The 19,631-nt window shown below is 42.0% G+C and carries 18 protein-coding genes; 10 read left to right on the forward strand and 8 right to left on the reverse strand.

Annotated features, from left to right (window positions below; genetic code table 11):
* Nucleotides 1-311: 311 nt before the first annotated feature.
* Nucleotides 312-545: a hypothetical protein gene (locus tag BP621_RS11010; protein ID WP_292389866.1), complete on the reverse strand. Its 234-nt coding sequence runs from the start codon at nt 543-545 to the stop codon at nt 312-314.
* Nucleotides 546-641: 96 nt separating this feature from the next.
* A complete protein-coding gene (locus tag BP621_RS11015) occupies nt 642-1,163 on the reverse strand; it encodes a thioredoxin family protein (RefSeq protein ID WP_292389867.1) in 522 nt (173 codons plus the stop codon).
* A gap of 808 nt (nt 1,164-1,971) precedes the next feature.
* Here BP621_RS11015 and BP621_RS11020 point away from each other — a divergent pair.
* Nucleotides 1,972-2,520 (forward strand): hypothetical protein, encoded by a 549-nt coding sequence (locus BP621_RS11020; protein ID WP_292389868.1) that lies wholly within the window; start codon nt 1,972-1,974, stop codon nt 2,518-2,520.
* A 561-nt stretch (nt 2,521-3,081) separates the two neighbouring features.
* Here BP621_RS11020 and BP621_RS11025 read toward each other — a convergent pair.
* Nucleotides 3,082-3,717, reverse strand: a complete 636-nt coding sequence (locus tag BP621_RS11025) for a hypothetical protein (protein WP_292389870.1) — start codon at nt 3,715-3,717, stop codon at nt 3,082-3,084.
* 449 nt (nt 3,718-4,166) lie between these two features.
* Between BP621_RS11025 and BP621_RS11030 the strand changes: the two genes are divergently transcribed.
* From BP621_RS11030 to BP621_RS11065, 8 genes are all read left to right on the forward strand, one after another.
* Nucleotides 4,167-4,970 (forward strand): indole-3-glycerol-phosphate synthase, encoded by an 804-nt coding sequence (locus tag BP621_RS11030; RefSeq protein WP_292389872.1) that lies wholly within the window; start codon nt 4,167-4,169, stop codon nt 4,968-4,970.
* A 275-nt stretch (nt 4,971-5,245) separates the two neighbouring features.
* Nucleotides 5,246-6,427 (forward strand): tryptophan synthase subunit beta, encoded by a 1,182-nt coding sequence (gene trpB / locus BP621_RS11035; RefSeq protein ID WP_292389895.1) that lies wholly within the window; start codon nt 5,246-5,248, stop codon nt 6,425-6,427.
* Nucleotide 6,428: 1 nt separating this feature from the next.
* The gene (trpA, locus tag BP621_RS11040; protein WP_292389874.1) at nt 6,429-7,220 is read left to right on the forward strand and encodes a tryptophan synthase subunit alpha; all 792 of its coding nucleotides are present in this window, start codon (nt 6,429-6,431) and stop codon (nt 7,218-7,220) included.
* A gap of 97 nt (nt 7,221-7,317) precedes the next feature.
* On the forward strand, nt 7,318-8,418 hold the full coding sequence (trpD, locus tag BP621_RS11045) for an anthranilate phosphoribosyltransferase (RefSeq protein WP_292389875.1): 1,101 nt from the start codon (nt 7,318-7,320) through the stop codon (nt 8,416-8,418).
* Entirely contained in the window at nt 8,415-9,122 is a 708-nt protein-coding gene (locus tag BP621_RS11050; protein WP_292389878.1) for a phosphoribosylanthranilate isomerase, read from the forward strand. The genes trpD and BP621_RS11050 overlap by 4 nt, the downstream gene beginning before the upstream one ends.
* On the forward strand, nt 9,109-10,752 hold the full coding sequence (gene trpE, locus BP621_RS11055; RefSeq protein WP_292389879.1) for an anthranilate synthase component I: 1,644 nt from the start codon (nt 9,109-9,111) through the stop codon (nt 10,750-10,752). Before BP621_RS11050 ends, trpE begins: the two co-directional genes overlap by 14 nt.
* Nucleotides 10,753-10,785: 33 nt before the next feature.
* Complete coding sequence (locus BP621_RS11060) at nt 10,786-10,923, forward strand: hypothetical protein (protein ID WP_292389881.1); 138 nt, start codon at nt 10,786-10,788, stop codon at nt 10,921-10,923.
* Complete coding sequence (locus tag BP621_RS11065) at nt 10,920-11,522, forward strand: aminodeoxychorismate/anthranilate synthase component II (RefSeq protein ID WP_292389883.1); 603 nt, start codon at nt 10,920-10,922, stop codon at nt 11,520-11,522. Before BP621_RS11060 ends, BP621_RS11065 begins: the two co-directional genes overlap by 4 nt.
* A 193-nt stretch (nt 11,523-11,715) precedes the next feature.
* Here BP621_RS11065 and BP621_RS11070 read toward each other — a convergent pair whose 3' ends face one another.
* The 5 genes from BP621_RS11070 to BP621_RS11090 all read right to left on the reverse strand — a co-directional run bounded on the left by BP621_RS11070 (nt 11,716) and on the right by BP621_RS11090 (nt 18,708).
* Complete coding sequence (locus tag BP621_RS11070) at nt 11,716-12,468, reverse strand: hypothetical protein (RefSeq protein ID WP_292389884.1); 753 nt, start codon at nt 12,466-12,468, stop codon at nt 11,716-11,718.
* Between the two features lie 1,345 nt (nt 12,469-13,813).
* Entirely contained in the window at nt 13,814-14,710 is an 897-nt protein-coding gene (locus BP621_RS11075; RefSeq protein ID WP_292389886.1) for a hypothetical protein, read from the reverse strand.
* Nucleotides 14,711-15,031: 321 nt separating this feature from the next.
* Complete coding sequence (locus tag BP621_RS11080; RefSeq protein WP_292389888.1) at nt 15,032-16,549, reverse strand: NosD domain-containing protein; 1,518 nt, start codon at nt 16,547-16,549, stop codon at nt 15,032-15,034.
* Nucleotides 16,550-16,880: 331 nt separating this feature from the next.
* Nucleotides 16,881-17,717 carry a hypothetical protein gene (locus tag BP621_RS11085; protein WP_292389889.1) on the reverse strand — a complete coding sequence of 279 codons (837 nt, stop codon included), beginning with the start codon at nt 17,715-17,717 and terminating at the stop codon, nt 16,881-16,883.
* 157 nt (nt 17,718-17,874) lie between these two features.
* Nucleotides 17,875-18,708: a hypothetical protein gene (locus tag BP621_RS11090; RefSeq protein ID WP_292389891.1), complete on the reverse strand. Its 834-nt coding sequence runs from the start codon at nt 18,706-18,708 to the stop codon at nt 17,875-17,877.
* A gap of 621 nt (nt 18,709-19,329) precedes the next feature.
* Between BP621_RS11090 and BP621_RS11095 the strand changes: the two genes are divergently transcribed.
* Nucleotides 19,330-19,533: a hypothetical protein gene (locus BP621_RS11095; RefSeq protein ID WP_292389893.1), complete on the forward strand. Its 204-nt coding sequence runs from the start codon at nt 19,330-19,332 to the stop codon at nt 19,531-19,533.
* The last annotated feature ends 98 nt before the right edge of the window (nt 19,534-19,631 follow it).

Genomic DNA, 19,631 nt, shown 5'->3' on the forward strand with positions numbered 1-19,631 from the left:
CCGTCACCCGAGTCCCGTCTCGGGAGGACGGAGCCCTTTTCGCTTCGCTCAAGAGGGCTGAACTATGGTAAAGAGAAACTGATTTTCAACTCATCCAAGGGTTTATTTACCCAAATTTCGTTTCGGGTCACCTATCCACGTGATCACAAGCCTTTTCATAAAACTGCTTGCCCACAAGCCTTTTCAAAAAAGGCTTGAGCGAAAAACCCTAGCAACGTTTGAATTTGCGGACATTATCCCCAAGCCCTATAGGCGTGATCAAACGGCGCAACGGCTGTGTGTGAAATTTCAAAATGTATTTCTTTTCTACCTTACCACAATCCGATCCATTTTAGAGAATACAAAAACATAATCCCTGACAAGATATTGAGTGCTACAAGTTGGCCTTTCCTTTTCCTCCATCTTTTTGCCATTATATGATTTGCCCAGTAAGCCATCGAAGTCGCCAGCATTCCGACTATGAAAGCGACAAAAACATCAGGGAACCCAAAAATTTTACTGAGAATAAATCCAATACCTCCAACCACGCACACTGGACAAACCATATTTACCCTCTTGCTCTTTTATTTTTATCCGGAACTGGGTTTTATCTGAAACTTTAATTTCCTGGTTACATAGAAATTTGAAATTAAATCTATTAGTCAACGTTTCGTTTCATTTGCGTCTGCTTTTTCCTGTTGAAAAAGGGCAAGATCCAGAACTTTTTTAAACATTTCTTCATCAGTATCATTTCGCCCAACAAACCTGGCCTGATATCTGTCTGTGCTGACATTCCCATTCTCCCGCATATAGACATATGTTCCATTTTCAATGCCAACAATCACAAATGAGTCAGGAATAAATTCTACTTTGAAATATTCTGCAAGTTCTGGGTTCTTGTCTGCATCTATGGCAGCAATAGTTGCTTTTCCCTGGTATTCTACTGCTAATTTATCAAGAACGGGCTTCAAAGACCGGCACTCTGGACACCATCTAGATCCTATCTTCACAAAGACGGGATTTTTCTGAAGGGATGTGTTTACCTGCTCCAGTTGGGTTATAGCTACAACACTTATTTCTGTGCTTGCCTCAGAGCTTGTTGAATTTTTGGGAATTTTTTCACCACATCCAGCCGTAAAGAGTACTAATACAAGCAGGATCAGTAATAGAACTGATTTCTTCATGTTGGCCTTCCATTAGTTTACTATTTCACTATTATAAAACTGATTTTTTAAAATCTATAAGTGTAATTTTATCTGTGACAACCGCAATAATTAATTTTTAAAACCATTTGGACTACGCATCCTTGGTATTAAGATAATGAACCTAAATTTATTCAATTTAGGAGCATAAATGTATACAACTAGAATATAAATAAAAACAGCCGAATAATTTATCCTTATTTTTAAAAATTTAAAAGAGTAACAATTTTCAATATTTGGCTGATGTTGTTTCCAGAACACACCTACCCTCGTTTCTTAGCTTTTTTTCTCGCTTCGGTGAGGCTAGAATAAATTCCATTGGCATTATTAAGGAATTTTCTCGCCTGATTGTTTATCTTTAAGAACTATATTTTAAAAATAAGGAAAAAGTTCTCCGTTATTGACTCAGGGCTGAGAGCATCATTTACTGTTCTTTAATTCGCTCTTTGAGTGCTTTATATAGCCCTTTCTTTTTCTCCATTCATAGAAAGCTTGTAATTCCTTACTTTCCCTTATTCCATAGTTTACAGCTCACCTCACTAAAAATACAGCTAAAGAGCAGTAATTTTGGATTTAACTTCTCGCATATCTGTGCAAATCCACCATAGGGTATGCTTTCTTAGTGTTTTAGTCAGAGGACATTTTTAACAGTTCATTCTTCTTCATGAAGGTTTTCCACTTCTTAAACTATTTTATGCAAATGGATATATTTTTATAGTCTAGTTTGATTATTTTTAATCAGATTGGGGGTTCTATAAAATTTCAAGAAATAATTGTGGGGGAAATTGTTATGAAGAGACTTGGGATTATCTACCTGAGGATAGCTGCAAGCTTCCTGGTTATGCTATCAACGCTTTCAACTTCAATGGCGCTAACTGATGAAGCGGAGACCAGTTTTGAAGATGAAAACAACAAAACAGATTTCACGGCAACGTATAATGAAAATGAACTAATGGATCAGGAAATAGGCCTGAACTTCCGCTTTCTCACATCCATGCTTCAGATGCTTGACCTCAATCTTAACCTCATAAACGGAACCCTTAATTCCCGCGTTGAGGAATATCCGTTTCTGCAGGCTACAATCGAAGGGACAGGGGCAGGCATAGCAACAACTAATTCCATACTCGGTGTACTGGGATCGAACCCTGAAAACTTGAGTGATATGGAAAATTCCATGGTTTCCTTAAACGAAAATATGGAACGGCTTAATGCAAGCCTCGGATACCCTGACGACATGATCGAAGCTGCCAACTCAACCATTGGAGAACCTGATAGTACTACGCCTATGATTGTCGAGATGTTTAAAAGTGTAAAAGCAATGACAGAGCTTTTTGAGTGAAGCTTCGATACTGAAATCAGAGGTATTACTAAATTTGCAGCTCAATATTAAGCAAATTTTTGGCCAATATTCAGGTTGCCAGATATTCAGGTTGATTATTTAATCACTTTAAGCCGATATTACTGTCGGCAGATTAATTTTCTTTTTTGATAACCTGCAGGAAATATGATGATATTATTTAGGCGGAGCGGGGCTGATATTTTTAGCATACGTTTTTTCTCGTTAGGTGCGGTTTGAACCTATTGGCTTTCAGCAGATAAAACGGAAACCTCAGTAGCAGTGGAAAATCGAATATAAAATCAATTATTTAATAATGGACGGTCAATGTCTGTAAAGATAGCTATGATCTTGAATCTTCTTAAAAACAAATCCTGAAAAGACAATCCTGAAAAGACAAATCCGAAAAGATAAAACAGTTTAGATTCAACTATGAGTGCGACTAAATATCCACAATGGACCGCATAATATTGTCCATTAACACTATCACATAAAAATAAAAGATATTCAAAAGCTTTCGAGTGAGGTGCGGAAAATCGCCTGTTTACAAGCTCCAGCAGCACGTCAATCAATAAACTCTTCTAACGAATCGATAAACGACTCTAATTTTCTCCGCATCTTATCCAGATTGTGCTTTCCTTCCACGCGCCACACTTCATGGTCTTCAAAATCGTACAGTATCGATAGTGGTAACATATCTTTGTCGTTTTTACCTTTTCTTTCCGGGCAATTATCTACGCTTACAACTTCGATAAACAGGGCGTTATTAAATTTTGGCTCTGTCAGCAGTACTTCGTGCATGAAAGATATTAAATCCTGGCTGTCCTTGTTGCTGGTGGATTTTATATAGATACGGTATACCAGTTTGTTGCCGTAGTACGAAAACAACAAACGCTGCAAAACAGTATTTATTGTCTCATCAGGGTGGATTTTCGCTTCATTGAGCCTGTCATGAAGGTTTTGCGTGATTCTCACATTTTCCGTAGTATGCGAGAGCTCCGGGAAACTTCGTTTCCTGCCGTTAACGACGAACCAGTAGCTGCCGTCTGCGTGTATAAGCTGGCAAGTGTCATCGTATCGCGCGAGTAATTTTGTAATTATCGTGCTCCTCGACTCCCAGGCACTGTCACTATTTCTGTCTCTACAAAAATCGAGCGCTTCGTAGAGCTCGGCACTAATTTTAATGGTCTTAGTTTCCACGGCTGCACCTCAATCTGGAGCATACATCAGGTTAAGATATAAAAAATGTTCGCCATGGCACTCAAGGAAACCTCAGTAAGTAACGCTCAAGCAAAACAAAGGGTAAGCCAGCACTACTTCTATTGATCTGCAGACGTTTAACCTGCTGTTTGCTGATCTCTGATAGGGTCATCAGAATAGAAACTGCTTTATCATTTTCGTCTGCGGGTCTAGCCAAACGGTTCTGGTCAAACAACGAACTGTGCGGGAAAAAATGGGAAAAGAAGCTTTCCAGGGACCCGGAATAATTTTGATTGAGCCGAATGAGTTTGCCTTTTTTAAAAGGGAGAATTTTCAATGATTTTGCTTAATGAGTCCGCTGTGCCTGTTCATCATTTTTGTCCAAAACCTTTTTATAGATTGTACCTCATTAGACGTTGATGTACACAAATATACTTTAGTGATAATCTATGCACGCTTCAATTCTTCACATCCTCAACACAACAAAAACTCGTATCCAGGCCCTGGGGCCTCAGAAATGCCTTGAAGGTCCGGAGATAGGATTTGAGAAAAGGGACTTTATCTCGGCGGTTGCAGATGCAAAAGCCGACGGGAGGATACCTGTAATTACTGAGGTCAAGCCCGCATCTCCAGGGAGAACTTTTCGGGATATCCCGCCTACAATGGCTGCCGAGTTTGCGTGGGAGATGGAAGAAGCCGGAGCTGTTGCAGTTTCGGTCCTAACCGAGCCCGTGGTATTCAGGGGATCACTTGAAAATCTGGATGCAGTCCGAAATACGGTCTGCTTGCCTGTCCTGAGAAAGGATTTCATTATTGACAGGGTACAGCTTGAAGAAGCTCAAAGTGATCTTGTGCTCCTGATTGCAGGCATCCTTGGGGAAGAACTCGGAGCTTTTGTCGAGCTTGCCCTTGAAAGAGGTTTTGAGCCTCTGGTAGAGGTTCATAACAGGAAAGAACTTGATTTAGCCCTGAAAACCAGTGCAAGAGTTATAGGAATTAATAACCGGGATCTTGAAACCCTTAAAATCGACCTTGGAACCACAGAAGAGCTGGCCCCCATTATTCGGGAATGTGACCTTGATCACGGAACCAGGCATCTTATAATAAGCGAAAGCGGGATGAACAGCGTACGGGATGTCAGACGGGTAATCCAGGCAGGCGCGGATGCTGTGTTGATAGGTTCCGCACTTATGGAAAGTGCTTCTGTTTTTGATAAAACGAAAGAATTCGTCCAGGGCGCTGGTTGGCGTTAATAACTGTTTTTTCAGACTTTTCGGAGCTTTCAGCCTGGCTGGACGGGTTGAAAAATCCACTCAAAATCCATTCAAAACTAAATTTTACATCAATAACAAGATTAAAAACTACGCTGCCAGATGCGGTATCAAAATAATGCTACCAGTTACATCAAAAAGACAAGGGAGTAATTGAATTGACAGGAACTAAAGTTTCAAAATTTCTGACAAAAGACTCATATTTAAATGAGCTAGCAGGTTCGAAGAAAAATTCCAAAAACGGGCAGACAAGCCAGATAAAAGGAAAATACGGCAAATATGGGGGGCAGTATGTACCCGAAATCCTGATGCCGGCCTTAGAAGAGCTGGAAGAAGGATACGAGCAGTATAAAAATGACCCTGAATTCCTTGCCGAGCTTGACCATTACCTGCGGGATTTTGCAGGCAGGGAAACACCTCTTTATTTTGCCCGGAACCTGAGCAAAAAGTACGGGTCAAAGATTTACCTCAAACGGGAAGACCTTGTGCACGGAGGGGCCCACAAGTTAAATAATGCTATGGGGCAGGCCCTGCTTGCAAAATACATGGGGAAAACCAGGCTGATTGCCGAAACCGGTGCAGGGCAACACGGGACTGCAACAGCTATGGCAGGAGCGAACCTCGGGTTTGAAACCGTTGTATACATGGGGGCCAAGGATGTCAAACGGCAGCAGATGAACGCCTACCGCATGGAACTCATGGGCACTGAAGTAAAAACCGTGGAAACAGGCTCAAAAACCCTTAAGGATGCTATTAACGAGGCTTTCAGGGACTGGGTAACGAACATAGGAAACACACATTACCTCATAGGCTCTGTTGTAGGGCCCCATCCCTATCCTGTAATAGTAAGGGATTTCCAGAGCGTTATAGGGCGTGAAGTAAAGGAACAGATTTTGCAAAAGGAAGGGCGTATGCCTGATTCCATTATTGCCTGTGCAGGCGGAGGAAGCAATGCAATGGGGATCTTTTACCCCTTTGTTGAGGATACGGAAGTCAAACTGATTGCTGTTGAAGCCGGAGGAAAAGCCCTTAAATGTACGGAAAAAGCCGCTCTTCATTCAGCCTGCCTCTGTGCAGGAGAAGAAGGGATCCTGCACGGCGCAAGAACAAAAGTATTGCAGGATAAAAACGGGCAGATCCTTGAATCCGAATCCGTTTCCGCAGGGCTTGACTACTCAGGGGTAGGGCCTGAACTGGCTTACCTGTCCGAAAGCGGCCGGGTTACAGCCCGATATGCAACTGATAATGAAGCCCTTGAAGCTTTTCATGAATTGAGCAGGCTTGAAGGAATAATTCCTGCATTGGAATCTTCCCACGCCCTTGCCTACCTGAAGAAAGCCTCTGAAGCCGGAGAATTGGGAGAAGTAGTGGTTGTAAACCTGTCAGGAAGGGGCGATAAGGACCTGGAAACCGTTTTGAGCCTGAGAAGAGGGATTTGAGATGGAAAGACAAAAGATCTCCGAGAAATTCTCCGAACTCAGGGAAAGAGAGGAAGGAGCCTTAATCTGCTACGTAATGGCAGGAGACCCGTCTGCAGAAAGAACCAATGAGATTGTAAAGGCTCTGGTAAACGGAGGCGCAGATATCATAGAACTCGGTTTTCCTTTTTCAGATCCTGTAGCAGACGGCCCGACCATCCAGGTAGCAGGTCAGAGAGCACTTGCAGCCGGCATGGACACGCAACGTTATTTTGAGCTTGTTAAAGCCCTTGATGTTCAAATTCCTCTTGTTTGCATGACATATTACAATCCTGTATTCAAGTACGGAGTGGAAAAATTTGTAGAACAGGCTGCTGATGCCGGAATAAGTGGACTGATAGTACCTGACATCCCGGTAGAAGAAGCGGCTGACCTGAAAAATAGCTGTGAAAAGAATGGGCTTGACCTAATCTTTCTGATTGCACCCACAACAACTGAGGGAAGGGTACGGAAGATCCTGGAAAAGGGTTCAGGTTTTCTCTACCTCGTTTCAAGACTTGGAGTCACAGGAGCCAGGGAAGATATCTCATCTTCCACCAGAAAGCTACTTTCCAGAATAGAAACCGAGCTGCCAAAGGCTGTGGGATTTGGAATATCCACAGGAAAACAAGCTGAGGAAGTTAGAAAAGAAGGAGCGGATGCAGTTATAGTCGGCTCGGCTTTTGTTAAAATTATAGAGGAAGGGAAGGACGTAAACGAAAGTCTGGAAGCTCTTGCAAGGGAACTAAAATCCGGAATCCGAAGAGCTAGTTAAAGGGAAATAATCCGGAAAATCAAGAACGCCAACAGTTGCAAAGATTTTGAGGCAAATCGGAGAGGGAGAAATCAGGAATTAAAAGGAGGAAGGAGAAATGGAGAGTTACATCAAAAAGCTGGAAGAAGGCCTTGACCTGAGCCCCGAAGAAGCTGAAGCAGCAGTAGGCAAAATCCTGAGTACAGCACAGGATGAGGAAATTGGGAGATTTCTGCTTGCCCTTAGGGCAAAAGGTGAAAAGCCTGAAGAAATAGCTGGCTTTGTAAGGGGGATGAAAAAAGCCGGAAACACGATCCGGCCCAAAACACCTTTCAGACTTGTGGATACCTGCGGGACAGGAGGAGATGGCCTTAATACAATCAATATATCGACAGCAGCCGCAATCGTGACTGCAGCAGCAGGTGTTCCTGTAGCCAAGCACGGAAACCGGGCTGCCACTTCAATGTCAGGGAGTTCGGATGTGCTTGAAGCCCTGGGAATTAAAATTGACCTGGAGCCCGAAGCTGTCAGGCAAACAATTGAAGAGATAGGAATAGGGTTCATGTCTGCTCCGGTTTTTCACCCGGCTATGAAGAGGGTTGCAGGGGTAAGGAAAAAACTAGGAGTCCGCACAGTTTTCAATATTCTTGGGCCCCTGACCAACCCGGCAGGTGCTAAAGGACAGGTAATAGGGGTCTTTGATAAAAAACTCTGTGAACCAATAGCCTGTGCTCTTGCTGAACTTGGTACCGAGCATGCCCTTGTTGTGCACGGAGATGGAATGGATGAAATCACAAATACAGGTGAAACCTATGTTGCGGAGTTAAAAGACGGCAAGGTTTCAACTTATACGCTGACTCCGGAATCTCTTGGCATGCTGCAGGCGAATCCAGAGGATATAAAGGGTGACACTCCAAAAGAAAATGCAAGAAACTTGCTGTGCATCTTCAAGGGCCAGAAAGGACCAAAAAGAGATATCGTAGTCCTGAATGCGGCTGCCGCCCTTTATGTGGGCGGGATAGTAGGTTCTATCCGGCAAGCAATTCCTATTGCCGAGGATGCCATTGACAGTGGAAAGGTCATGGTTAAATTCAACCAGTTCAGGGCTTTTACTTCAGGGTTTTACAGACAGAAAAGTAAGGGTAATCTTTCGGGAAAAGGCATTTCAATGCGCTCCGGAACGTCCATATTAAGTCCGGCCTCGGGAGAGAGGGCATGAAATCGAAAGTGAAAACGAGGACAAAGATCTGCGGAATCCGCAGCCCTGAAGAAATCGAACTAGCAGCCTTTTACGGAGCCGACGCAGTTGGGTTTATCACAGAAGTTCCTGTCGAGAGTCCAAGAAAGCTTGATTCCGACACTGCTGCCAATCTCGTATCCAGAGTCCCTGAAACCCTGAGTTCCGTACTGGTTATCATGCCTGAAAATGCAGATACTGCCGTGAAATTGGTTGAAAAGATAAAACCCGATATCTTGCAGATCCACTCCAGGCTGCCTCTTCTTGAACTTGAAATAATAAAAGAAAAAACGGGCATCCCTATCATAAAAACTTTATCTGTACCTGCACAGGGAGAGACTTCAGGCGAAAATACGGCCTCTGTCTCAAGCCTGCTTGAAGAGGTCAGCCTTCTGGGAGAAGCCGACATTGTAGATTCCATCCTGCTTGATACGGCAAGGCCTGAAAAACCCGGAGGCACAGGCTGTGTGCACAACTGGAACCTGAGCCGGCAAATCTTAGAAGAAACGCAGCTTCCCCTTATCCTTGCAGGCGGGCTCAAGCCTGAAAACGTGCGGGAAGCAATCAGGGCTGTTTCTCCTTATGCAGTGGACACGGCATCCGGGGTTGAGACCTGCGGGAAAAAAGATGCCGTAAAAATCAAAAGTTTTATTGAAGAAGTGAGGTGTGCCAATGCTTTCCTTTGACCTTGGAAAAGAAGAATTCAAAAAGCTTGCTTCAGGAGTAAGCCAGCCAGGCTTTATCCAGCTCCTTGCAAGAGTCGATACTGTTACATGTTCTCCTCTTGAACTTTACCGCACCCTGCGGGCCTCAGGGACCTCAGGTTATTCGTACCTGCTGGAATCAGTGGAAAAACAGGAAACTAAGGCAAGGTACTCTTTTGTTGGGAACGATCCTGATGCCGTAGTTAGAATAAGTGACAGGAAAATTTCCCTTGAACTCCTTAACCCAAATGCTTCGCCTTTTTTTGAAGAAATTCGGTCGAAAATCAAAGAGACCTGTGGGCGTGAAACCATAGAGGAGGAGAATCCGGAGAAAGAAAACTCAGAACTGGGAAGCATGAAGTTCACGGCTCCAATTCCTCAGGGAAAGGATGGTTTCGATGCCCTTCGCCTCGCTTTTCCTCCTGCAAACGGAATGGGACTCCTGAACGCGCAGCGTTTTGACAGGCAAACCTTCCTGGGCGGAGCCATAGGCTATACGGGTTATGATGCTATTTACGATAGCTGGTTAGGGGTCAAAAAAAGCTTTGAATCCGAAATTCCTGAACTCCAGTACCTGCTAGTTTCGAAAACTTTTGTGTTCGACCATATGACTGAAGAGATATATATTGTAGTCACTCCTTTCGTAAGTCCAGGTTCAGATGCCGGAGAAATCTATGAAAAAGCCCTTTTGGAAGCCGAAAAGCTTTATACTATACTCAAGGAAGCTGCCCTGTCAGGGGATTCAATAGAAGCAGCAGTACTAGGCAGGTTAATCTCTTCAGGCTTATCTGTTTCGGACTGCAGCGACGGAAAACAGAAGTTTGAAGGATCGGTAATCCAGGCGAAAGAGCATATTTTTGCAGGAGATATCTTTCAGGCAGTCCTTTCCAGGAAACGCGAGTTCACACTCGAGCAGTCACCTTTTGAACTTTATATGCAGCTTCGTTCAATCAATCCAAGTCCTTACATGTACATCTTTGAGTTTGGAGATCTGGCAATTGTCGGGGCAAGCCCTGAAACTCTGCTGACTGTCCATAAAAGGACTCTAATCACAAATCCAATTGCAGGCACCTGTCCCCGTGGAAAAAACGAAGCCGAAGACGAAGCCTTTGCTGCACACATGCTACACGATGAAAAAGAAAGGGCTGAGCATGTAATGCTTGTCGATCTCGGGAGAAACGATGTAAGAATGGTTACGGAAAGCGGCTCGGTAAAGGTTTCCGAATTCATGAAAGTCCTGAAATATTCACATGTCCAGCATATAGAAAGTAAGGTTACGGGCACCCTGAGACCGGAATGTGACCAGTTCGATGCTTTCAGGGCGATTTTTCCAGCGGGAACTCTCTCAGGAGCTCCGAAAATCCGCGCCATGGAAATTATTTCTGAACTTGAGTCTTCCCCGCGAGGGATCTACGGTGGAGGAGTTGGATACTATAGCTGGAACGGGGACGCCGATTTTGCAATCGTAATTCGGACGATTATTGTACAGGGTAATAAAGCTTCAGTTCAGGCTGGAGCTGGAATCGTAGCTGATTCTGATCCTGGTTATGAATTCAGGGAAACCGAACGTAAGATGGGAGCAATGCTTGCGGCAATCGACGGAGATATCTAAAAAAATTTATTGAGCAACTCTGGGGTGAAATTTATGAAAAGAAGTTTAGTCAGGGATTTTTTGCAGGAAAGAAATCCAGGAAATGGGCCTCTCAGGAAAGGAGAGCTTAAAGGAGAAAAGCGAGGAGAGAAGGGGCTGAACGCGATATGCTCAGGAGGTGTTTTCAGATGAAGATAGTTTTCATAAACAACAAGGATTCCTTTGTATGGAACCTTGTAGACTATATTTCTTATTTTGAAAAAGATACTCTGGTACTTCCCAATACGGTTTCCCTGGAGGAACTCCGGAAGCTAAAGCCTGATGCTCTGGTTATTTCCCCAGGCCCAGGGAATCCTTCAGACCCCAGGGATATAGGAAATTGCCTGGAAATAATAAGGGAAATGGGCAGGGAAATTCCCCTTCTTGGAGTCTGCCTGGGGCATCAGGCAATTAATGTGGCTTTCGGCGGAATGGTCCGAAGAAGCAAGGTCGGCCCAGTGCATGGAAAAAGTTCGAAGATCCTGCACGAGGAATCTGCACTGTTTTCAGCCTTTGAAGGCCCATTCGAAGCAGGCCGTTATCATTCACTTGAGATTGGGGAGCCTGCGCCTGGGATAAAGGTTACTGCCAGGGCTGAGGACGGGAGCATTATGGCGGTGGAGCATGTGCAGTACCCTATCTATGGTTTGCAGTTCCACCCCGAGTCCGTGCTTACCCCCAATGGTCTGAAAATAATAGAAAGTTTTCTGGAGATTTCCAGAAATTATAAAAAAAGACATCCGGCTGTGTAAGCAGCCAGAATATCTCCAGGAGAAATTTTTCCAAAGGAGAAATTTTTCCGAATTACCAACTTCGTTTTCCCTGGTTATCAGGCTCATTTTACCTGATTATCAAGCTTATTTTACTTAATTATCAAGCTTATTTTACTTAATTATCAAGCTTATTTTACTTAATTATCATCCTAATTTTTCCTGAATATCAGGCTCATTTTTCCTTTTTGGCAGCCTCAGTTTCAGGCTTCTGCTCCTCACCTTCTCCTTCTTCCTCAAAGAATTCCTCTTCTGTGAATTCCTCGTTTGGCTTTGCCGCATAACCTACAGGCTGAAGATTCTGAAGCTCTGAAAATTCACTTATACTCTGGGCAATAAGCTGGGGATATCTTTCAATCTGTTCCCTTGTAACAAACCCTGAGGCTTCGGAAGATTCTATAATTATTTCTCTGGCTTCATTTGCTTCTTTAGTGAAATCCTCAAGCTGCTGCCGATTTGCAAGATAAGCCATTTCCTCAAGTGCCATGGTAGTCCAAAGGGTTACAACTTCCATTTTCTTCTCAACCGCACCTAGCCCTATCATTTTGAGAGTATCGAGCGCAAGTTTTGCAGGTTCAAGCATCTGGAACTGTACCGCTCCTTTTCCGATTTCCTGTACAGCTTTTGAAAAAGACCACATTGCATTGGAGAAATTCTTGTCAAGTGCGGTTTCAGAAAGAGATTTAAGGTCATTAAGAGCCGTGGACGCAACGTTCTCGATCTTTTTCTGGATGGCTTTATTGCCAATATTCCGGAGTGAGATAATGACTCGCTTTAAATCATTCTCTAAATTACCTTCGAGCAGTTCTTGCCCGAATTCCCTGAGGTACTCAACATATTGTAGCGCATCATATTCATTCTGTTCTCTTATTGCTCGTTCTCCAGATTCTCCAAGTTCAATAGCCTTTTGTTCGTTTAGTGAGAACATATTAAAACCCCTTTCCAGTAAAATCCTTTAAAATTTCTCGGATTTTAAGAATTTAAGTATTTATATAGGTTTACTCAGATATTAGTCTTCCTATAATTTTCAAAATATATAGAGAATTTCGAGGTTGTCATTCCAAATATACTTTATCTACGCATATAGATATTTTACAAAAATCAAAATTAAAATTGGGATCAAAATAAAAACTGAGCCGAACAATCAACACATGCATAAAATAGAAAGAGTTAAATACATTTCATACATAATATATATCATCTGAGTAAAAAAACTCACGCCGGATTTCTGGCATATTCTCCTGCGTGAGTAAAACCAACCTCTAAGGTAGGGGGGAGGGTTCAACTCCTTACCTTCCTCCTACCTGAACAACTGTGTTGCGTGCTAAATACAAACTAAATCTAAAAAGTTATTATAACACTTCACTTTGAAACCTCAAGCATTTACCAAGGAAACAATAATTTGCTTTAGAGAAATACTTTAGTAATTTATTTAAAACTTATGGTTTCAAAGAAGTGATAAACTTTCAAAAAGTGCTTGGGCGCCTATTTCAGCTTCGTGAAAGCTTGCCTCTCTAGAACACCTTCCAATCTTCCTGATGAGAGAAGAGAATTCCTGGTTGAGAGTTTCCAGGTTATTTTTGAGCCTCTGGAAAAAATATGACTTTCCTTCAAGAAAAATAAGCTTAAAATCGCTTCTTTTTCTATCCGTTCTTTGCAACCTCGTTCCCGACTTCTTTAAAAAAATATCTACAAGTAAAAAGGGGGATGAGCATATTTTTATCGGTGATCTTTATTCCAAAAGCCTTGAGAGCAAGAGCAATTTCATCTACTGTTGCCTGATACCCAGTTCACCTGATTCGTCTATTGCCTTGAGAAGTTGAGTTTCTTCCTAAAAATCAGTCACCTCAAACCCAAGCTAGAGAAGAAAAGTCTTTTTTGTTAAAAGCAAAATTTATCTTTGTTTACCAGCTACTGCAAGGTTTAGCAGACCACAGGACATTATCTTTCCCATCTTATGCTACATGATCCAAAAACAACGAAGAATCGAGGTCCAAGAGTATATCAAAAGTAGGACTTACGCACCTCATATATACTCACCTCATATAGAAAACCAAGCACAATAGACATTATAGCTAAACATGAGTTTAGAAGGTTAAAGGTTTAAAGCTATCGATTTCTCGTTTCAACCGCGTAAGACATAAAGTAAAAATTTAATAAAAATTTAAAGCCTGGGTAAGACCAGGCTATCGACATGAAAGAAAAGTTTAATATGACAAATATTTGCATAGGTGAACAGATTCATTCTATAAACAGCTGTGTTAGAGATTCTCTCACTCTTGAATTTTCAGAGTAGATTGGATTTTTTTCAGAAGGGCTTTTATTTCCTGAAACTTCTCCACTTTTTCCTCGGAATCCGTATAGCTGATATCTTTAAAATTATCCAGAGCCACTTCCGCCACGACTAAAGAGTTATTTAGAACCCTTTCTTCAGCTTGGACTCGCAGAGTCTCAAGTGCCCACTGGCACTGCAAAACTGCATCATTAAGCCCTTTCTTTAAAGATATTTTTCCTACCTCTTCTATGGAAAGCGCTGTTGAGCTCAGAGCTTCGTCGAAGTATTTCTCCGCCGCAAGCTTACCAATCTCCTCAAGTAAAAGCAGGCTGCTTATAGTTTCAAGTTCAAGGCTTTTTGCTGCAACTTTTTTTCCAATTTCTCCCAGGCAGGTTACTGCGCTGAGCACGACGTCCTCCATACCGCCCCTGGCAGCAGAGGTTCCAATCTCTTTAAAGAACAAAGAAAAGGCAATTGTCTTTTCCTGATTCCACTCTTCTGGGGAGAAGTTCCATATCTCCATAAGGGTTGTAGCAGCGACCTTTGATCCGGCTTCAAGTGAATGTGCAGCTGCAGTGTTTCCCAGTTTTCCTACTGCTATGAAGGCCTTGCCCAGGGAAGACTCAAATCTCTTGTCTGCTGCTTTCCTTGCCAGTTTCCCGAGGGACAGGATCGAATTAATCGTAACAAGCTCCATCTCTCTCTCTGCAGCTGCCTGTGCGCCACTCTCAATTGATAGAATAACTCTCCCAGCATCCGCTTCTTCATTCTCAGATAGGAAATCTGCCGCAATCCCTGTAAGGGAGTCCAGGGCCTGGAAAGCTCTACTCTCATCTCCTTCATCAACTGCAGATAAACTTACTTCAACTGCCTCTGCCTCATTTAATGTAATCATTCTTTTTGCCCCTCTTTATTGTTAGTATCCCTCTTTTTATTGATAGCATCCCTTTTTAGTGGGAGAACACATTAAGCTTCAATTTTTCCTGCATATTTTATAATTGTTGCCTGTATGTTTATCGCATTTGTCAATTTCAGATTATTGTGTAAAATATACGGCATACGCAGGAAATAGAGTCTGGTTTACTCTATAACGTTACGAGGTTATTAGTGTTACTATTTTGTAACCGAGGTGGTTCATTCAAAAAGAGTTATCCGTTTTTTTGCAGGAAATGAGTTTTGAACTTAGTCGGAATTAAGTACCTGTCAAAGGCTCCTTTTATTCGGATTTGCCTTTTTCTTCATAGGCAAGGGAATGTTCCAGAACTTTTTCATATATTTCTTTGTTCTCAAGTCCGACAATTCTTGCTTTGACTCTATCGGTGGTAGCATTTCCATCCTGTTGCATGTAAATGTATTCTCCGTTTTCGATTCCCACAATTACGGAAGAGTCTGGGATATAACCGACATCAAAATAAGTCGCAAGCTGGGGATTTTTGTTTATATTTATGGACAGAATCGTTGCTTTTCCTCCATATTCAGCTGCCAATTCGTCAAGGATAGGTTTCATGGATTGGCAGGCTCCGCACCATTCAGCTCCGAGTTTTAAAAAGACCGGACCTTCCTCAAGGGAGGAATTTATCTGTCCAAGTTCGGATGTCTCTATAACAAGACCTTTTTTGCGGCTACTCATGGAATTTTCAGGGTACTTTTTTTCAGGGTATTTTTCCTCAAATACCACCAACAAGGTATTGCCGTTAGAGCTCAAAGCTTTGGAACTATTGCCTGAAGAAATCCTGTTTACCATAGGCTTATAATCAATAGCTTCGGAGGTCTGGTTAATGACGTACTGAATATCGATTATACCATTTCCATCGGCATCTGCTCCTGTATGATCATTCCAGAAATTACCTGCTAAGCTGCTGTTCCAAACATTGTTTCCTTCATCTGCAGCATTGAGGAAACTAATAAATTCATTTTCGTAGAACGAATTGTTTGATGAACTCCTGAGATTCACTCCAATGCCATTGAGGTAAAAATTATTACTGGTAAAAATATTGGACCTTGCTATCTGGCCAAGAACACCATACTCGTTTTTCAAAATGAGATTATACGCAAGCGTATTTCCCTGAGACATTTGCAGGAGAACGCCTGCTTCATTTGAACCTGCGGTATTGTTAACAAGAGTATTGTTAAAGGAATTATTCAGCGAAATTCCCTGATTATTTTTCACTACCCAATTATTTGACAGTACATTTTCCTCTGAATTGTCAAGCGCAATTCCTTCATTCCCGAAGCTTACAAGATTTCCATTAAGATAGTTGCCCTGAGAATTTTTGAGAACAATCCCCTGATCAATCAGTATTAGCGTATTGCTATTTAAGGAGCAGTTCTGCACGCCGTCAAGGTAAAGCCCGACTTCTTGATTCATATTCTTTTCGAAGGGACCTCCCGCAATATGAAAACCGTTTATTGTAACATTGTCTGAACTGATATTGAAGATCGCATTGTTAGAAACTGTACCTATAATATAGGTGCGGTCAGTCTGGCTGCCTGAGAGAGTGGAATGGGAGACAATTGTAAGTTCCCTGTTTACTATTATATTTTCCCTGTATACACCAGGGCTTACAAGGACTGTATCTCTGTCATGTGCATTATTGACAGCTTCCTGGATCGAAGTAAAATTTCCGTCTCCACTGTTATTTACAGTAACAACCGCAGCCTTGGCCGGACTTGCCGCTGTCCAAAGTATAAAAAGGAAAATTACGATAGTAGCCTGAACTAACTTCCTTTTCATGAACCAATACTCCTCTAATTACTAAACATACCCCGCAAAAAATAAATCTTGATTTTATAACAACTTGTAAGAGGAATAATTTGGAATAAAAATCATTATGAAATATATATTCTGAAAAATATGCCTTAAATGTTAAAATTTCCTACGTTTCTCAAGCCTCTCAGGGATAGCCAGAATTAGCATTACTTTTAGTACTCTATTAATTCAGTCACTTAATACATTCGTGTCGATTCTCAGATTTACAGCTCTCCTGAAATCAGGTGATTCCCTGAACCGGAAATCAGGGTCAAAGCTATTCGAATCAAAGGGCAATTCAAACTTTTCGAAGTTTTCAATCAAGGGATTCGGCTTCGTGTATATATTCAGATCCATTGAGAGTTTCAAGGGCAAGTTTTGTCATAAGCATGTGGCTTATTAGAAACTTTTCTTTAACTTTGAAAATCATTGTTCCCAGAGAATTTGCAGTTCTTATAATTAGATTTTCAAAGTCGCTAAAATCCGTATAAGACGATTCGTTTTCCGAAAGGACAGGAATATCATGAAGGGGATAGGTTTCTTCTCCCTGTTGAACAAGCAGGCTGAAAATACCTGGAAATTCTCCGGAGAAGAGAATAGCCTCTTTTCCAGGAGTTCGAGATAAGAGGATACATGATTTTGGAGGAAGAAATCCTCCGTTTTCCGGGACCCGAATACTCTGCTGCCCGAAAGTTTCCTTTCCTATGGACCCTATAGCAAGAGCCGCAGCAAGCGCCTCTCTCTCCGTCTTCTGAAGCGAGGCGGAATTCGCAATTTCTCCAAGATATGCGACTGCGATCCTGACCGCGGACTCCATATTTTGCCCAACTGCCGCTTTTCCGATTGCACAGAGCGAGTAAAGGATGCTTAAACCAGTATCAGTCATTTTCTGCTCTCTTGCAATTTCAGCCATCTTTCCAAGCGAAAAAAGTGATAAAAATACCCCAATTTCCATTTTTTGAAAGACAGCCGCGCTACCTATATCTCTTATGCTGATAATAGCCTTTTTTGCATCGGGCTCAAGTTTTCTATTTATGTATTCCGTCCCCCGTTCAGTAAGGAAATCTATGGACCGTAGTACACCAAGCTCATCATTGTCCTTAACTGAAGCTAGCCCGAGATCCGTTGCTCCTGTTTCGTTTAAAATAGACATTCAGAACACCCCAATAAAAATTTTTATATAAGGAAAAGGCTCCTTAAAGCCAGATAGTCCTTCCTGCATTCTTTTCCCCTTGAGGTGGGCAGGAATTGCTATTTAATATCGAACTGATTAACTCAATACGAATAATCATTAAACTAAGCGGAAAAGTTCATAAACCTGCACCTGGTGATCTCTTCTTTCCCCTGGAAATTTTATTCAACTTATCTTCCAGTCTCTCTATTTTTAATCTTTCAAAGTGCAGGAGAGCTACTTCGGCAATTATGGATGCACTCATTAGATAACGGTCCTCGGCATTGAATTTAATTGCCTCGAGCGAATAGGCTGCCTGAAGCAAAGCCTTATCAAGCCCCTGTCTGTCTGCAGTTTTTCCTATATCCTGGATAGAGCGCACACTTATATCCGCAGTTCCTTTCAAGTTTTTTTCAATCGCCCCGGTTCCGATCTCCTGCAGCAACAGCTCGGCATTTAATACTGCGTCCTCAAATTTCTGGCTTGCCGCAACCTTCCCGGTTTCCCCGAGAAGGGCTACTGTGCTGCTTGCGACATCACCCAGCTTTTGCCATGTAACACTTTTTCCTATTTCCCCAAGAGCGAAAATAACTGCAATTGTTCCCTTTTTGGCTCTTCGCGAAGCTGCGGTATTTCCCATCTCTCCAAGGCAGAAGGCTGCGATCTTTGCGGAAATCTCCATATTTTGTACTGCTGCGGCTTTTCCAATTTCTCCGAGTGCGAATGCTATGCTCACAAGAGCATTTTCCATATTCTGCCTGCATGCCTCTGTGGCAACCTGAGGAAAAAGCAGAAGCGTATTGACAACAACCGGTTCAAGCCTGGCAACAGCTGCCGCTTTTCCTATCTTTTTAATATATTCGATTAGTCTTTTTGTATCGGCTTCCTGCCCTTCTTTTGCATATTTCAGTGCAAGCTCGAAGAGGTAGTTAAGGACTTCTTTGATTTCGATCTCATTCTTTTCATTAACCAAAGTAAGTCCCAGTTCCAAAGCTTCGTTTTCATCGAGCGGTAGAATCCTTCATGCCCCCAGGTTCTCTCTCAAGTAAGTATGGATATGTGAGAATATGAGCTTTATCATGGGAAAAAGCACTATTGAGAAATATTTCTTTACTTAAAGACAGGGAAAAACTGGTAAGTGTCAGACTGGAAAATGTCAGGCTGGAAGGGATTGTAGAAATCTATATATAAAAGTAATAGGTAATAAGAATCCTGTTGCTTGCGAATAGATATTAAAGCCTTATTTCACACACCAGAATGAAAACGTTTATTCTGAAGGATAAGTTTTATCTCCCTTCTTCTTATCCGTCTCTAACCGTTTTCTCGTGAGCAGCTATCCTTTCTATTTTTTGCAAATCTGAAATCAGGATGCAGTGCCGATTGGGCAGTGTGCCGATTTTTCGGTAAAATCACAAATTTCAATAAGTTAGTGGGTCAAAAATTCAATATCAGAAGGCCAATTTCTCTTACAGGATACAAAAACTTGACTTAGAATTTACAGCAAATTCGCAACACTGTCGCCGATTGTAAGAAACTCATTTGAATAAACTCATTTGAATCATTGAATGCTTTCTTCTTGCCAAAATCAACCAGGTTGGATTATGCACTGGCGGCGCCTGAAAGAATAGATGTACTCAAAAAGGATATTACTCTAAAAGGAAAGTCTACAATGACCATGCAGAAAAGTATAAAAAAGCACTTAGAAAAGTACCAAAAAGTCCCGAAAGCCTGGACTGAAAGTCCAGACCCAGCCGGAGAATTAAGCAACTTCTCAAATGGTTTCTATTTTGATAAGTAATTCCGATTTTAACAAACTGTGTTTATTTTTATTTTAGAATACAAGTCCTAGCTCTTCGAGCTTTTTCCTTGCTCCATCATAGACCTGCATGTATTCGT

The organism is Methanosarcina sp. UBA5, assembly GCF_002505485.1.
Classification (GTDB): Archaea; Halobacteriota; Methanosarcinia; order Methanosarcinales; family Methanosarcinaceae; genus Methanosarcina.

Excerpts from the sequence above, each read along its gene's own strand:
- BP621_RS11070 (WP_292389884.1), bottom strand. The coding sequence starts at position 12,468 with ATGTTCTCACTAAACGAACAAAAGGCTATTGAACTTGGAGAATCTGGA.
- trpD (WP_292389875.1), top strand. The coding sequence starts at position 7,318 with ATGGAGAGTTACATCAAAAAGCTGGAAGAAGGCCTTGACCTGAGCCCC.
- trpE (WP_292389879.1), top strand. The coding sequence starts at position 9,109 with ATGCTTTCCTTTGACCTTGGAAAAGAAGAATTCAAAAAGCTTGCTTCA.
- BP621_RS11075 (WP_292389886.1), bottom strand. The coding sequence starts at position 14,710 with ATGATTACATTAAATGAGGCAGAGGCAGTTGAAGTAAGTTTATCTGCA.
- BP621_RS11080 (WP_292389888.1), bottom strand. The coding sequence starts at position 16,549 with ATGAAAAGGAAGTTAGTTCAGGCTACTATCGTAATTTTCCTTTTTATA.
- BP621_RS11030 (WP_292389872.1), top strand. The coding sequence starts at position 4,167 with ATGCACGCTTCAATTCTTCACATCCTCAACACAACAAAAACTCGTATC.
- BP621_RS11085 (WP_292389889.1), bottom strand. The coding sequence starts at position 17,717 with ATGTCTATTTTAAACGAAACAGGAGCAACGGATCTCGGGCTAGCTTCA.
- BP621_RS11020 (WP_292389868.1), top strand. The coding sequence starts at position 1,972 with ATGAAGAGACTTGGGATTATCTACCTGAGGATAGCTGCAAGCTTCCTG.
- BP621_RS11010 (WP_292389866.1), bottom strand. The coding sequence starts at position 545 with ATGGTTTGTCCAGTGTGCGTGGTTGGAGGTATTGGATTTATTCTCAGT.
- BP621_RS11050 (WP_292389878.1), top strand. The coding sequence starts at position 8,415 with ATGAAATCGAAAGTGAAAACGAGGACAAAGATCTGCGGAATCCGCAGC.
- trpA (WP_292389874.1), top strand. The coding sequence starts at position 6,429 with ATGGAAAGACAAAAGATCTCCGAGAAATTCTCCGAACTCAGGGAAAGA.
- BP621_RS11065 (WP_292389883.1), top strand. The coding sequence starts at position 10,920 with ATGAAGATAGTTTTCATAAACAACAAGGATTCCTTTGTATGGAACCTT.
- BP621_RS11060 (WP_292389881.1), top strand. The coding sequence starts at position 10,786 with ATGAAAAGAAGTTTAGTCAGGGATTTTTTGCAGGAAAGAAATCCAGGA.
- BP621_RS11015 (WP_292389867.1), bottom strand. The coding sequence starts at position 1,163 with ATGAAGAAATCAGTTCTATTACTGATCCTGCTTGTATTAGTACTCTTT.